This window comes from Nonomuraea roseoviolacea subsp. carminata (assembly GCF_024172185.1).
GTDB classification, from domain to species: Bacteria; Actinomycetota; Actinomycetes; order Streptosporangiales; family Streptosporangiaceae; genus Nonomuraea; species Nonomuraea roseoviolacea.
Genome location: NZ_JAMZEC010000001.1, coordinates 2466279 through 2478834 on the forward strand (window position 1 = coordinate 2466279; position 12556 = coordinate 2478834).

The window sequence follows — 12556 nt, forward strand, 5'->3', positions numbered from 1 at the left end:
ACGGAGCGGGCGAAAGCGGCATCAGGGAACGACCCCCGGGTCCGGTCAGGGGTGTCCCGGATGCGACGCGCCGCGCCCCCGCGCCACCATAGGGGCATGACAGAGGCACCGCCGAAGACGCCCGCCGCGCCTCCCCGGCCGCTGCGACGCAGCTCCGAGGGCCGATTCCTGCTCGGCATCTGCGCCGGCCTGGGGCGGCAGACCGGGATCGACCCGGTGGTGTTCCGGGTGGGGTTCGCGGTGCTGCTGTTCGGCTCGGGCATCGGCATGTTCCTCTACATCGCCGCGTTCCTGCTCATGAAGGAGCCGAACGGCCGGCCGGGCTGGATCGAGCAGTGGACCCGGCGCGACTTCGACGCCGAGACGGTGATGGCGCTGCTCACGGCGGTGTTCGGGTTCGGTCTGGCGATCAACCTCACGACGGTCTGGCTCGACACGGGCACGCTGGTGGTGGGGCTGCTGCTCGCGGTCTCGCTGCTCGCGGCGCACTCCAGGGGCGTGGACCTGCTCGGGCTGCTCCGCTCGATGCCGGAGCGGCTCAACCGCCGCCCGGCGCCGGGCGCCTACCCGCCGCCGCCGGTCTACCCGCCGGCGCCGGCCGCCTCCCGCCCGTACCAGCCGGGGCAGCCTGCGACGGGCGTCACCCGGGCCTTCGCCCAGGGGACGGCCCGCCCGTCCACCCAGGAGCGTCCGTCCACCCAGGAGTACGCGGGGCCGCCCTCCGGGCACGCGGCGAGCGCCGCCCCGGAGCAGGCCGCGCCCGAGCATGCCTCGGCTGCCGCGGACGTGCCGGACGCCCCCGAGTTCCGCACCGAGGAGCCGGGGGCCGGTGAGGGCGCCGAGCGGGCCGCCGCGCCGGCGGCCGGGCCGTTCGCGCCGCGTGGCCCGTTCCAGCCGAGCGGCCCGCAGCGGCCGCGCGACGCCTTCCCGCCGCGCCCCCCGTTCCCGCCGCCCCCGCCGGGCGACGCGTACCAGCCGCTGGACCCCCGTAGACGCGCCGGCGCCGGCTACTCCCCCTATGACCCGGTCCTGTACGGCCGGCCCGTTCCGCGCCCCCGCAGGCCGCGGCGGCCCCCGTCGTTCATCGGCCCCATCACCCTGCTGCTGGCCTTCATCGTTGGAGGGATCATCGTGGCCGTACAGGCCCGCTCGGGCGCGGATGTGAGCCCGGTCGTCGTCGGCGGCGCCGTGCTCGTGACGATCGGCGTCGGCCTGCTGGTGGCCGCCTGGTGGGGTCGCGGCGCGGGGCTGGTGGCGGCGGGCACGGGGGTGGCGTTCCTGCTGGCGTTCGCCATGATGGTGGGCGGCCTGCCGCGCAACGTCGGCGACTACGTGTGGACGCCGCGCACGGCCGCGGAGGCGAACCGCCCGTACGAGGTGGCGCTGGGCGAGGGCAGGCTGGACCTGTCGGAGCTGAGGATCGCGCCCGGCACGAGCCTGACCCTGAACGCGCGGGTCAACCTGGGCGAGCTGACCGTGATCGTGCCGTCGGAGACCCGGGTCGAGGTGCACGCGAGCAACAAGGTGGGCGACATCCAGATCGACCAGTCGATCAGGGGCGGCACGGACATCCGCTTCGACAAGGTGCTGGAGCCCGAGACGACGACCAAGGGGCCGGTGTCGACCATCGTGCTGAACCTGCGGAGCGGCTTCGGCGACATGGAGGTGCGCCGTGCCGCGTGAGCGTGAGGCGGGCGAGGACCTGGAGCCGGTGCGCGGCACCCACCGCACGGACTGGATGGCGCTGCTCAGCGGCATGCTGTTCGTGGCACTGGGCGCGCTGGTGCTGAGCGGCGGGCTGAAGGACCCGCTGGCGCTCGTGGGGCTCGTGGTGGTCGGGCTGGGCTTCTCGGGCCTGGTGGCGGTGATCGCCAGGGTCGCCAGGGGCCGCTGAGCGAGGCGGCCTCTTCGGGGACGCGGCGGCCTCCTCGGGGACGTGGGAACGAGTGGTACGGGGTAAGTGAACCCTTGACCGGGAAAAAGCCCGGCGTAATTTGGCATTTATCCACTTATTCCCCCCTGCCTCGAGGGAGGACTTATGCCCCGCATCACCATCACCGTCGATGGGATCAGGTACGAGGAGGACGTGGAGCCGCGGCTCCTCCTCGTCCACCTCCTACGAGAGCGCCTGGGCAAGACCGGCACACCCATCGGCTGTGACACCAGCAACTGCGGAGCCTGCACCGTGATGCTCGACGGCAGGAGCGCCAAGAGCTGCTCCGTCCTCGCGGTCCAGGCCGACGGCTGCGACGTCGTCACGATCGAGGGCCTCGGCGCGGACGGGTCCATGCACCCGATGCAGCGGGCCTTCCACGAGGAGCACGCGCTCCAGTGCGGCTACTGCACGCCGGGCATGGTCATGGCGGCGATCGACCTGCTCAGGGACGACCCCGACCCGTCGGAGGAGACGATCCGGCACGGCCTGGAGGGCAACCTGTGCCGGTGCACCGGCTACTGCAACATCGTGCGCGCGGTGAAGCGGGGCGCCCAGGAGATGGGGCAGGAGGTGCGGACGTCATGACCGAGCTGGACGCCGGACTGGTCGGCGAGCAGATCGCGGAGAGCGGCCAGATCGCGGAGCCGACGGGCCGCGGGGAGATCGGCCGGGCCCGCAGGCGCAAGGAGGACGCCCGGCTGCTGACCGGGCACACCCGCTGGACGGACAACCTCCAGCAGCCGGGCATGGTCCAGGTGATGTTCCTGCGCAGCCCGATGGCGCACGCCCGGATCACCCGGGTGGACGTGTCGGCGGCGAAGGAGCTGCCCGGCGTGCTGGCGGCCTTCAGCGGCCGGGACTTCGCCGACGAGCAGGGCAGCCTGCCGTGCGCGTGGCCGGTGAGCGAGGACATCGTGATCCCCGACCACCCGCCGATGGCGGTGTCGGAGGTGCGCTACGTCGGCGAGGCCGTCGCCTGCGTGGTGGCCACCGACCGCTACCGCGCCGCCGACGCCCTGGAGGCCGTCGAGGTCGACTACGAGCCGCTGCCGGCGGTCATGGACATGCACGACGCGCTCACCCCGGGCAGCCCGAAGGTGCACGAGAGCGGCAACAAGGCGTTCAGCACCACGATCACCTCGGGGGACGTGGAGGCGGCGTTCCGGGACGCGCCGGTGGTCATCGACCGGACCTACATCCAGCAGCGGCTGATCCCGAGCGCGATGGAGCCGCGCGCGGTGCTCGCGAGCACCGACGGCGACACGTTCACGCTCTGGTCGTCCACGCAGATCCCGCACGTGCTGCGGGTCATGCTGGCGGTCACGACCGGCATCCCCGAGCACCGGCTGCGGGTGATCGCGCCGGACGTGGGCGGCGGCTTCGGCTCCAAGCTCCAGGTCACCGCCGAGGAGGTGCTGTGCCTGCTGCTGACCCGCCGGCTCGGCCGCCCGGTCAAGTGGAGCGAGTCGCGCAGCGAGGGCAACCTGACGGTCCACCACGGCCGCGACCAGATCCAGCACATCCGGCTGGCGGCCGAGGCCGACGGCCGCATCCGCGGCCTGCGGGTGGAGCTGCTGGCCGACATGGGCGCCTACCTCATGCTCGTCACCCCCGGGGTGCCGATGCTGGGCGCGTCGATGTTCAACGCGATCTACAAGATGGACGCCTACGAGTTCGCCTGCACGGGCGTCTTCACCACGAAGATGCCGACCGACGCCTACCGCGGCGCCGGCCGGCCGGAGGCGACGTTCGCCATCGAGCGCGTCATGGACGAGCTGGCCGCCGAGCTGGGGATCGACCCGCTGGAGGCGCGGCGGCGCAACTGGATCCGGCACGACGAGTTCCCGTACACCACGATCTCGGGCCTGACCTACGACTCGGGCAACTACGAGGCGGCCACGGAGCGGGCGATGGCGCTGTTCGGCTACGACAAGCTGCGGGCCGAGCAGGCGGACCGGCGCGACCGGGGCGACCCGGTGCAGCTCGGCATCGGCGTCAGCACCTACACCGAGATGTGCGGCCTGGCGCCGTCGCGCCTGCTCGGCATGGCCAACTACGGCGCCGGCGGCTGGGAGCACGGCTCGGTGCGGATGCTGCCCACGGGCAAGGTCGAGGTCATCACCGGCACCTCGCCGCACGGGCAGGGGCACGTGACGTCGTGGAGCCAGATCGCCGCCGACGCGCTCGGCGTGCCGTTCGACGACATCACGGTGCTGCACGGCGACACGGCGGTCGCGCACAAGGGCATGGACACCTACGGCTCGCGCTCGCTGGTCATCGGCGGCGTCGCGGTGCTCCAGGCGTGCGAGAAGGTCAAGGACAAGGCCAGGAAGCTGGCCGCGCACCTGCTGGAGTGCTCGCCGGACGACCTGGAGTTCGAGGCCGGGGCGTTCAAGGTGCGCGGCACCGGGGCGAGCAAGACGATCCAGGAGCTGGCGTTCGCCGCGTTCACGGCGCACGACCTGCCCGAGGGCGTCGAGGCGCGGCTCGACTCCGACGCGACGTTCGACCCGGACAACTACTCCTTCCCGCACGGCACCCACCTGTGCGCGGTCGAGGTGGACACCGAGACGGGCATGGTCAAGATCCGCTCGTACGTCGCGGTGGACGACGTCGGCAAGGTCATCAACCCGCTGATCGTCGAGGGGCAGGTCCACGGCGGCATCGCGCAGGGCGTCGCCCAGGCGTTGTTCGAGGAGGCGGTGTACGACGCGGACGGCAACCTGCTGACCGCGACGATGGCCGACTACCTGCTGCCGTCGGCGGCCGACCTGCCGACCTTCACGACGGACCGCACCGAGACGCCTTCCACGGGCAACCCGCTGGGCGTCAAGGGCGTGGGCGAGGCGGGCACGATCGCCTCCACGCCGGCCGTCGTGAACGCGGTCGTGGACGCGCTGCGCCCGCGCGGCGTCCGCGACGTCCAGATGCCCTGCACGCCGGAGCGCGTGTGGCGGGCGGTCCAGGGCACCCGGGGAGGAGTGCGGTCATGATCCCTGCGCGGTTCGACTACCTGCGCGCCGGCTCGCTGGAGGAGGCGTGCCAGGCGCTGGCCGCCGACGAGGACGCCAAGGTGATCGCGGGCGGCCAGTCGCTGCTGCCGCTGCTGCGGCTGCGGCTGTCGTACCCGACGACGCTGGTCGACATCGGCCGGCTGCCCGGTCTGTCGGGCGTCGAGGACCGGGGCGACCACGTGCACATCGGCGCGATGACCACGCACGACGAGGTGATGCGCTCGCCCGTCGTCAACGCGGCCTGCCCGCTGGTGGCGATGGCCACCGCCACGGTGGCCGACCCGGCCGTGCGGCACCGCGGCACGTTCGGGGGCTCGCTGGCGCACGGCGACCCGGCCGGTGACCTGCCGGCGGTGGTGCTGGCGCTGGACGGGGTGCTCGTGGCCCGCTCGGAGCGCGGCGAGCGGGACATCCCGGCCGCGGAGTTCTTCGTGGACTACCTGGAGTCGTCGCTGCGGCCGGGCGAGATCCTGGCCGGGGTGCGCATCCCCAAGCTCGGCGAGGGCTGGGGCTACCACTACGAGAAGTTCCACCGCACCGCCCAGGCGTGGGCGATCGTGGGCGTGGCCGCGGCCGTCAGGCGCTCGAACGGCGCCATCCAGGAGGCGCGCGTCGGCCTGACGAACATGGGCTCGACGCCGTTGCGGGCCCGCGCGGTCGAGGCCGCGCTGCGCGGCGTGGAGGTCGGCGAGCAGGTACGGCCGGCCTGCGAGGCGGCGGCCGAGGGCACCTCGCCCCCGGCGGACCTGCACGCGCAGCCCGACTACCGCAGGCACCTGGCCAAGGTGCTGACCTACCGCGCGATCGGCAAGGCCGCCGGAGCGCCGTGACGCGAGCGGGGGCGCCCCTTCCCGGGCGTCCCCGTCCGGACGTAGTGTCGAAGGTGAGGAGCGTTCCGATGGCGATGCGGTTCGAGCACGAGTTCACCGTCCCGGTTCCGGTCGAGCAGGCATGGGCGGTGCTGCTCGACGTCGAGCGCGTGGCGCCGTGCCTGCCGGGCGCGACGCTCGACGTCTTCGAGGGCGACGAGTTCACCGGCCGGATGAAGGTCAAGGTGGGGCCCATCACCGTGACCTACCGCGGCTCGGCCCGGTTCGAGGACGTGGACAAGGACTCCCACACGCTCACGATCAAGGGGTCGGGCAAGGAGGCGCGCGGGGCCGGCACGGCGTCGGCCACGGTCAAGGCCCGGCTGACCCCGGCCGCGGGCGGCACGACCGCCGTGGCGGTGGAGACGTCGTTCCAGGTGACGGGGCGGCCCGCGCAGTTCGGGCGCGGCGTCATGGCGGAGGTGGGCCAGAAGCTCATCGACAGGTTCGCGGCGAGCCTGGCCGGGCTGCTGGCCGAGTCGTCCCACGAGACTCCGCTCGCGGCGCAGCCCCCGGCCGCGACAGAGGCCCAGGTCCCGACCCCGGCGGAGGTCCCAGTCGAGGCCCCGGTCCCGGCAGCCGGGGCGGTCGCCACCGGCGGGCCGGCGACCCCGGGCGCGGCGGGAGAGCGGCATCTCACCGCGGTCCCCGAGCCCGAGCCCGAGCCGGAGCTGCGGCCCGCGGGCACGCTGCGCACCTCGCGCAGCCCCGACGAGGAGGCCCTGGACCTGCTGGAGATCGCCGGCGCGCCGCTGCTGAAGCGGCTCGCGCCCGTCGCGGGCGCGCTGGTGGCGCTCGCGTTCGCGATCTGGCTGATCAGGCGGCTGATGCGATAGATATCCCCAAAACATCTTAAATCCGGACAAGTTACCCCGAACTTCGGGAATCCCCTCCCCACGTGACGCTCTCACGGGGGGAGGCGGCATGCCGGACTGCACCGTCGTCGTGATCACCTACAACGACGCGGCCCGCCTGCCCCGGGCCGTGCGCTCCGTCCTCCGCCAGACGCAGCGCGACCTGGAAGTGATCATCGCCGACGACGCGAGCACGGACGACACCGCGCGCGTCGCCGCCGAGCTCGTACGGTCCGACCCGCGCGTGCGCCACCTGCGCCGCGCGGTCAACAGCGGCGGCTGCGGCGCCCCGCGCAACGACGGGCTCGACGCCGCCACCTCGCCGTACGTCATGTTCCTCGACAGCGACGACGAGCTGCCGCGGCACGCCTGCAAGAGCCTGCTCACCGAGATCCGGCGCACCGGCGCCGACTTCGTCTCCGGCCAGATCTCCCGCCTGTACGAGTGGTCCGGCCGCAGCGAGCCCTACTACCCCGAGCTGTTCGCCACCCGCAGGGTCGTGGACGGCATCCGCGCGGAGCCCCGGCTGTTCCTCGACTCGTTCACCACCAACAAGCTCTACCGGGTGTCCTTCCTGCGCGAGCACCGGCTGCGCTTCCCCGAGGACATCAACTACGAGGACCACGTCTTCGCCACCGAGGCGTACGCCGTCGCCCGCCGTTTCGCGGTCGTGCCGTGGCCCGTCTACCTGTGGCACCGGGTGCGCGACGGCGCGTGCGGCCCGCCCAGCATCTCGCTGCGCATCCGCGAGATGGAGAACGTGCGCCACCGGCTGGTCGCCGCCTGGCGCAGCGACGACGTGCTGCGCGCGCACGGCCTGGCCGACCTGGTGCCGGACCGGCAGGAGCGGTTCCTGCGCCAGGACCTGCGCGTCTACCTCAACCCGCTGCCCCGGCGCGAACGGGTGTGGGTCAAGGAGTTCGCCTCGGTCGTACGGCCGTACATGGAGCGGATCCCCGCCGAGGTGCTCGGCCGGCTCGACCCGATGACGCGGGTGTGCTGCCACCTCATCCTGGAGGACCGGATCGACGACCTCATGGTGGCCGCGGGCTCGCTGACCGGCCACCACGCCCCGCCGCGCGCCGCGGTCCGGGCCGGCGGGCGGACGTACTGGGGCACCACGGTCTCCCCCGGCATGGACATCACCGCCCTGCGGCTGGCCGAGCTGCCCTTCAGCGCGAGCCGTCTGCGGCACGAGGTGACGGAGCTGTCCGCCGAGGGCGAGCGGGTGCGCATGACCGTGCGCACGTACGACCCGTTCGGCGCGCTGCCGCTGGAGTGGCGGGCATGCCTGCGGCTGGGCGGCGAGGAGGTGCCGATCCGGCCCGCCCCGTCGGGCGAGGGCGGCTACACCACCGAGGTGACCTTCACGGTGCGGCGCGGCTGCGAGCCGCGCATCGCCTTCACCAGCCTCGCGACCGGCCACACCACCTGCGACCGGCTCATCGTCCATCCCGGCGCCGAGCCGATCGACCTGCGCCGCGTGCGGCTCGAACCGTGCGGCCACACCGCGTACCTGCGGGTCCGCGAGCACCGGGGCGCCCGCTCGCTGCCGCGCCGGATCGCCCGCAGGCTGCTCAGGATCGCCGGCCGGCCGCGCCACAAGCTGCTGGTCTACCGCGCGCTGACCATGCTCCTGCCGGCGCGCCGCGACCTCGCCCTGTTCGAGTCGGACGTCGGCAAGGGCTGCACGGGCAGCCCGCGCGCCGTCCACGACGAGGTCAGGCGGCGCGGCCTGCCCGTCGAGACGGTCTGGTCGGTGGTCAGGGGCCGCGCGGACGTCCCCGCCGGGTCGCGGGCGGTGCGCCGCGGGAGCTGGCGCTACGTCTGGACGCTGGCCCGCGCCGGCATCTGGGTGGACAGCCACGGCTTCCCGCTCGACTACCCGAAGCCGCGCCGCACCCGCTACCTGCAGACCTGGCACGGCCAGGGCATCAAGTCCATCGGCTTCGACGCGCCCGACCTGCGCGCCGACTTCGACCGGCCGCGCGAGGTGTGGCGCGCCGCGGTGGCCCGCTGGGACGCGCTCGTCTCCCCCAGCGAGGAGTTCTCGCGGCTGTTCGCCCGCGCCAACGGCTACACCGGCCCCATCCTCCGGTACGGCACGCCGCGCTGCGACGCGCTGGTGCGCGGGGTGTCGCGGACCGACGTCCGCGCCCGGCTGGAGATCCCGCCGGACCGCAGGATCCTGCTGTACGCGCCCACCTACCGCGACCGGGCCAAGGGCGGGGGCGCGTCGGTCCGGGCCGACCTGGAGCTGATGGCCGAGGAGCTGGCCGCCGAGTGGGTGGTGGTCCTGCGCACCCATCCCGTCGAGCGGTACGCGGTGCCGGAGCACCTGCGGCACTTCGTCCGCCCGGCGGGGACGTATCCCGAGATCAACGACCTGATGCTGGCCTCCGACGCGCTGCTGACCGACTACTCGTCGGTGATGTGCGACTACGCAATCACCGGCAAGCCGATGCTGTTCCTCATCGACGACTGGGACGACTACCGGCTGCGCGAGCGCGGGGTGTACCACGACCTGCCGGCGATCGCCCCCGGCCCGTGCGTGACGACCACCGGGGAGCTCATCGACCGGCTGCGCGACCTGGCCGAGGTGCACGCCGCCCACACCGCCCGGTACGCGGCCTTCCGCGACCTGTGGTGCGCCGACGAGCGCGGCGACGCGGCGGCCCGGGTGGTGACCGCCTTCTTCGGCGACCTGCTCGGCCGGGGGACGGGGAGGGCCGGGTGAACGTCGTCTTCGCGTGCCTGGACGCCGACACGCTGGGCGGGATCCAGCGGGTCACGCACACCCTCGCGCAGGGCCTGGCCGGCCGCGGCCACGACGTCCGGGTGATCGGCCTGCACCGCTCGGCCGCGCCGTTCCGTTACGTGGCCGAGCCCCGCTACCGGCGGCACGTGGTCAGCCGGGCCCGGGCGGGACGGTCCGGCCGCCTGGCCCGGGCGCGGGCCGACCGGCGCCTGGCCCGGCTGCTGCGGGACTGCGCGCCGGGGTTCGCGGTGTTGACCTCGCCGAGCGTGGTGGCCCGGGTGGCGCCGCTGCTGCCGGACGAGCTGCGCTCGATCGGCCAGTACCACGGCTCGTACGAGCACGCGGGCGGCTGCTGGCACCTGGCCTCCATCCGCCGCCACTACCCGGAGCTCGACCAGGCGGTGTTCCTGAGCGAGGACGACGCCTGGCGCTTCTCCGAAGAGGCGCTGCTGCCCAACACCTGGTCGCTGCCGAACCCGCTGTCCGGCTGGCCGGAGCGGGTCTCCCCGCTGGAGGCCCCGCGCGTGCTCGGTGTGGGCCGCCTGGAAGGGGTCAAGCGGTTCGACCGGTTGATCACCGCGTTCGCGGCCTCCGGAGCGCCGCCGCCCTGGGAGCTGCATCTCGTCGGCGACGGCGCCGAGCTGGACCGGCTGCGCGCGCACGCCGCGCGTGAGGGGGTGGCCGACCGGGTGGTGTTCCGGGGGCGGGTGCCCGCCGAGCGGATGCCCGGCGAGTACCTGGCCGCCTCGATGGTGGCGCTGACCAGCGAGCACGAGGGACTGCCGCTGACGCTGCTGGAGGCGGCGGCGCACGGGGTGCCCGCGGTGGCGTTCGACGTGTCGGGCGGGGTGCGGGCCACGGGTCCGGTGCTGGTGCCGCCGGGCGACACCGGCGCGTTCGCCCTGGAGCTGGGCCGGCTGGCCGGCTCGCCCCGGGAGCGGCGGCGGCTCGGCGCCGCCGCCCGCGCCCGGGCCGAGGCGTTCCGCCCCGACCGCGTGCTGGACGCCTGGGAGACCCTGTTCGCCCACGTCAGGCGGTGACCGCGCCCGGCGTGCGTTTCAGGCGTGGGACCGCGCCCGGGTGCGTTTCAGGCGGGGACGGACGGTTGCGTCTCCTCGTGCCTGGACTCGGCCGGCAGCGGCGACAGCCCGGCCAGCGCCCGCTGGCGCGAGGTGAGCAGCGCCGCCACCGGGCCGGGCTCGCGCAGCCGCTGGAAGCGGTCGCGCAGGCGCTTGCGGGAGCGGGCGGCCTTGCGCTTCTGCATGACCCGCTGGAGGGTCGCGATGTGCTCCTTGGACGGCGCCGGCGCGCCGCTGAGCTCGTACCCGTTGGCCACCAGCCGGTCGCCGAGCGCCTGCTCGGCCAGCGAGATCTCCCAGGGCTCCAGCCGGCCGGTCCAGCTCCCCACCCGCGTGCGCAGCACGTCGCTGTGGGTGTTGCTGTGCCAGACCTTGTGCACGGGCACGGCCACCTGCGCCGCCTCGCGCGGCGAGACCATGGCCGGGTCGAAGTCCTCCTCCAGGAAGAGGCAGAGCTTCTTCAGCTCGGTCGACGGGTCGTCGGTCAGGTCCTCGTAGCGCAGCTCGTAGTAGCTGTCGGCGGGCAGGGTGCGGCGCAGCTTGACGCCCGCGTCCATGGCCTCGGCCCAGGTGGAGATGGCGTGGTAGGAGCTGTGGGTGTACCAGGGCATCTCCTTCAGGGAGGAGACGCAGTCGCGGCCGTCCCTGATGAGGTGGACGAACTGGGCGTCGGGGAAGAGCCTGCGCAGGATGTCCACCTGCTTGACGTAGCTCGGCCGCTTGTCGCCCCAGCGCGGCTTGCCGAACCTCGCCGCGTACATGCGGAACGTCGTGCCGATCACCGAGCCGAGCGAGCCGGGGCCCTCGACGCACTCACGGACGAACTCATCCTTGTCGATCTTGAGTTCCTTGAACTTCGTGGTGCGGTCGGTCGCGATCCACTCCGCGAGCGCGGCGCGGCGCTGGGCGAGGCGCATGTCGCCGAACTCGCGGCGGCGCTGGTACACGGGCACGACGTACCGCGTCTCCGGCGGGACCGCCATGCGCGGGTGGGAGTGCAGCATGAGCTGCAGCATCGTGGTGCCGGAGCGCGGGCAGCCCACGACGAAGACAGGCCGATCGGACATTACGTACTAACCCCCGAAAACTTAGACGAGAACGTGCTCTCGGCTCTCCTGCCGGGAGGACACGGTGTGCCGGCGCGTGAAGCGCCACATCCGGTAGACAAGGAAGATCTCGTTGGCGAGCAGCAGCACCCCGGCGACCGCGGACACCGGCACCAGCGCGGCCACGCCGACGACCGGCGCGACCACGAACACCGCGGCGTGGAACTCGATGCCGCTGATCACGTGGGTGCGGATGCGGCGGCGGGCGAGGTACCTGTTGAGCCGCCGGGAGAACTTGCGGTTGCGGCCCCTCCGGCGGGCGGCGGCCGCCACGTGCTCCACCGCCTCGTCGTCGTCGACGGCCGCGCCGCCGACCGGCTCGTCGTCGCCCTCGCCCAGCGACGGCTCATCGGTGATCCGCAGGTCGGGAACGGGCTCCCGGACGGCCGTCGCGTAGTCCCGATGCCAGACCCGGGCGGCCTCCCTCAGCTCGGCGGCCTCCACCCGCGACTCCCTGATGATCTCCCGCACCCGCTTCATCTGCGGCGCGTTGACGTACCGGAACAGGTCCAGCACGGCGACCCCCGCGCCAAGCAGGATGAACCGCACGTCACCGGTGAGCGCGTACTGCCCGTAGGCCAGGCCGGTCGCGCAGAGGACCACCCGCACCCGGTCGCCCACGTAGTCGAGCCAGAGCCCGAAGGGCGTCCCCGTGCCCTTCAGCCGGGCGATCTTCCCGTCCACGCAGTCGACCATGAAGCTGAGGTAGAACGCCGCCGCGCCCGCGACCAGCAGGTCCAGGGCGAAGCAGACGGCCGAGACCAGGCCGATGACCAGCGACAGCACGGTGAGCTCGTTGGGCGTGATCCGCGTCCGGTTGGCCACCAGCAGAGCCGTCCGGCAGGCCAGCGGGTCCACGAGGTACACGGTCCACCAGGAGTCTCTCCGCTTGCGTGTCGCGTGGACGTCATCGAGCGAATAGGACCTCATGGATTCCAGG

The 12556-nt window shown here is 73.5% G+C and carries 10 protein-coding genes; 8 read left to right on the plus strand and 2 right to left on the minus strand.

Going from position 1 to position 12556, the window contains the following annotated elements; genetic code table 11:
• The first annotated feature begins 96 nt into the window (after window positions 1–96).
• The 8 genes from HD595_RS11095 to HD595_RS11130 all read left to right on the plus strand — a co-directional run bounded on the left by HD595_RS11095 (window position 97) and on the right by HD595_RS11130 (window position 10471).
• Window positions 97–1683 (plus strand): PspC domain-containing protein, encoded by a 1587-nt coding sequence (locus HD595_RS11095; RefSeq protein WP_253768222.1) that lies wholly within the window; start codon window positions 97–99, stop codon window positions 1681–1683.
• On the plus strand, window positions 1673–1894 hold the full coding sequence (locus HD595_RS11100) for a hypothetical protein (RefSeq protein WP_253768224.1): 222 nt from the start codon (window positions 1673–1675) through the stop codon (window positions 1892–1894). The genes HD595_RS11095 and HD595_RS11100 overlap by 11 nt, the downstream gene beginning before the upstream one ends.
• A 144-nt stretch (window positions 1895–2038) precedes the next feature.
• Entirely contained in the window at window positions 2039–2521 is a 483-nt protein-coding gene (locus HD595_RS11105) for a (2Fe-2S)-binding protein (protein ID WP_253768226.1), read from the plus strand.
• Window positions 2518–4929 (plus strand): xanthine dehydrogenase family protein molybdopterin-binding subunit, encoded by a 2412-nt coding sequence (locus HD595_RS11110; RefSeq protein WP_253768229.1) that lies wholly within the window; start codon window positions 2518–2520, stop codon window positions 4927–4929. Before HD595_RS11105 ends, HD595_RS11110 begins: the two co-directional genes overlap by 4 nt.
• Window positions 4926–5780: an FAD binding domain-containing protein gene (locus HD595_RS11115; RefSeq protein ID WP_253768231.1), complete on the plus strand. Its 855-nt coding sequence runs from the start codon at window positions 4926–4928 to the stop codon at window positions 5778–5780. The genes HD595_RS11110 and HD595_RS11115 overlap by 4 nt, the downstream gene beginning before the upstream one ends.
• Before the next feature lie 68 nt (window positions 5781–5848).
• A complete protein-coding gene (locus HD595_RS11120) occupies window positions 5849–6655 on the plus strand; it encodes an SRPBCC family protein (RefSeq protein WP_253768233.1) in 807 nt (268 codons plus the stop codon).
• Between the two features lie 88 nt (window positions 6656–6743).
• A complete protein-coding gene (locus HD595_RS11125) occupies window positions 6744–9410 on the plus strand; it encodes a bifunctional glycosyltransferase/CDP-glycerol:glycerophosphate glycerophosphotransferase (protein ID WP_253768235.1) in 2667 nt (888 codons plus the stop codon).
• Entirely contained in the window at window positions 9407–10471 is a 1065-nt protein-coding gene (locus tag HD595_RS11130) for a glycosyltransferase (RefSeq protein WP_253768237.1), read from the plus strand. The genes HD595_RS11125 and HD595_RS11130 overlap by 4 nt, the downstream gene beginning before the upstream one ends.
• A gap of 47 nt (window positions 10472–10518) precedes the next feature.
• On the opposite strand, the gene HD595_RS11135 is transcribed toward HD595_RS11130, so the two are convergent.
• Window positions 10519–11577, minus strand: a complete 1059-nt coding sequence (locus tag HD595_RS11135) for a sulfotransferase family protein (protein WP_253768239.1) — start codon at window positions 11575–11577, stop codon at window positions 10519–10521.
• A 21-nt stretch (window positions 11578–11598) separates the two neighbouring features.
• A complete protein-coding gene (locus tag HD595_RS11140) occupies window positions 11599–12546 on the minus strand; it encodes a CDP-alcohol phosphatidyltransferase family protein (RefSeq protein WP_253768241.1) in 948 nt (315 codons plus the stop codon).
• Window positions 12547–12556: the final 10 nt, after the last annotated feature.

Excerpts from the sequence above, each read along its gene's own strand:
- HD595_RS11095 (WP_253768222.1), top strand. The coding sequence starts at position 97 with ATGACAGAGGCACCGCCGAAGACGCCCGCCGCGCCTCCCCGGCCGCTG.
- HD595_RS11105 (WP_253768226.1), top strand. The coding sequence starts at position 2,039 with ATGCCCCGCATCACCATCACCGTCGATGGGATCAGGTACGAGGAGGAC.
- HD595_RS11110 (WP_253768229.1), top strand. The coding sequence starts at position 2,518 with ATGACCGAGCTGGACGCCGGACTGGTCGGCGAGCAGATCGCGGAGAGC.
- HD595_RS11115 (WP_253768231.1), top strand. The coding sequence starts at position 4,926 with ATGATCCCTGCGCGGTTCGACTACCTGCGCGCCGGCTCGCTGGAGGAG.
- HD595_RS11120 (WP_253768233.1), top strand. The coding sequence starts at position 5,849 with ATGGCGATGCGGTTCGAGCACGAGTTCACCGTCCCGGTTCCGGTCGAG.
- HD595_RS11125 (WP_253768235.1), top strand. The coding sequence starts at position 6,744 with ATGCCGGACTGCACCGTCGTCGTGATCACCTACAACGACGCGGCCCGC.
- HD595_RS11135 (WP_253768239.1), bottom strand. The coding sequence starts at position 11,577 with ATGTCCGATCGGCCTGTCTTCGTCGTGGGCTGCCCGCGCTCCGGCACC.
- HD595_RS11140 (WP_253768241.1), bottom strand. The coding sequence starts at position 12,546 with ATGAGGTCCTATTCGCTCGATGACGTCCACGCGACACGCAAGCGGAGA.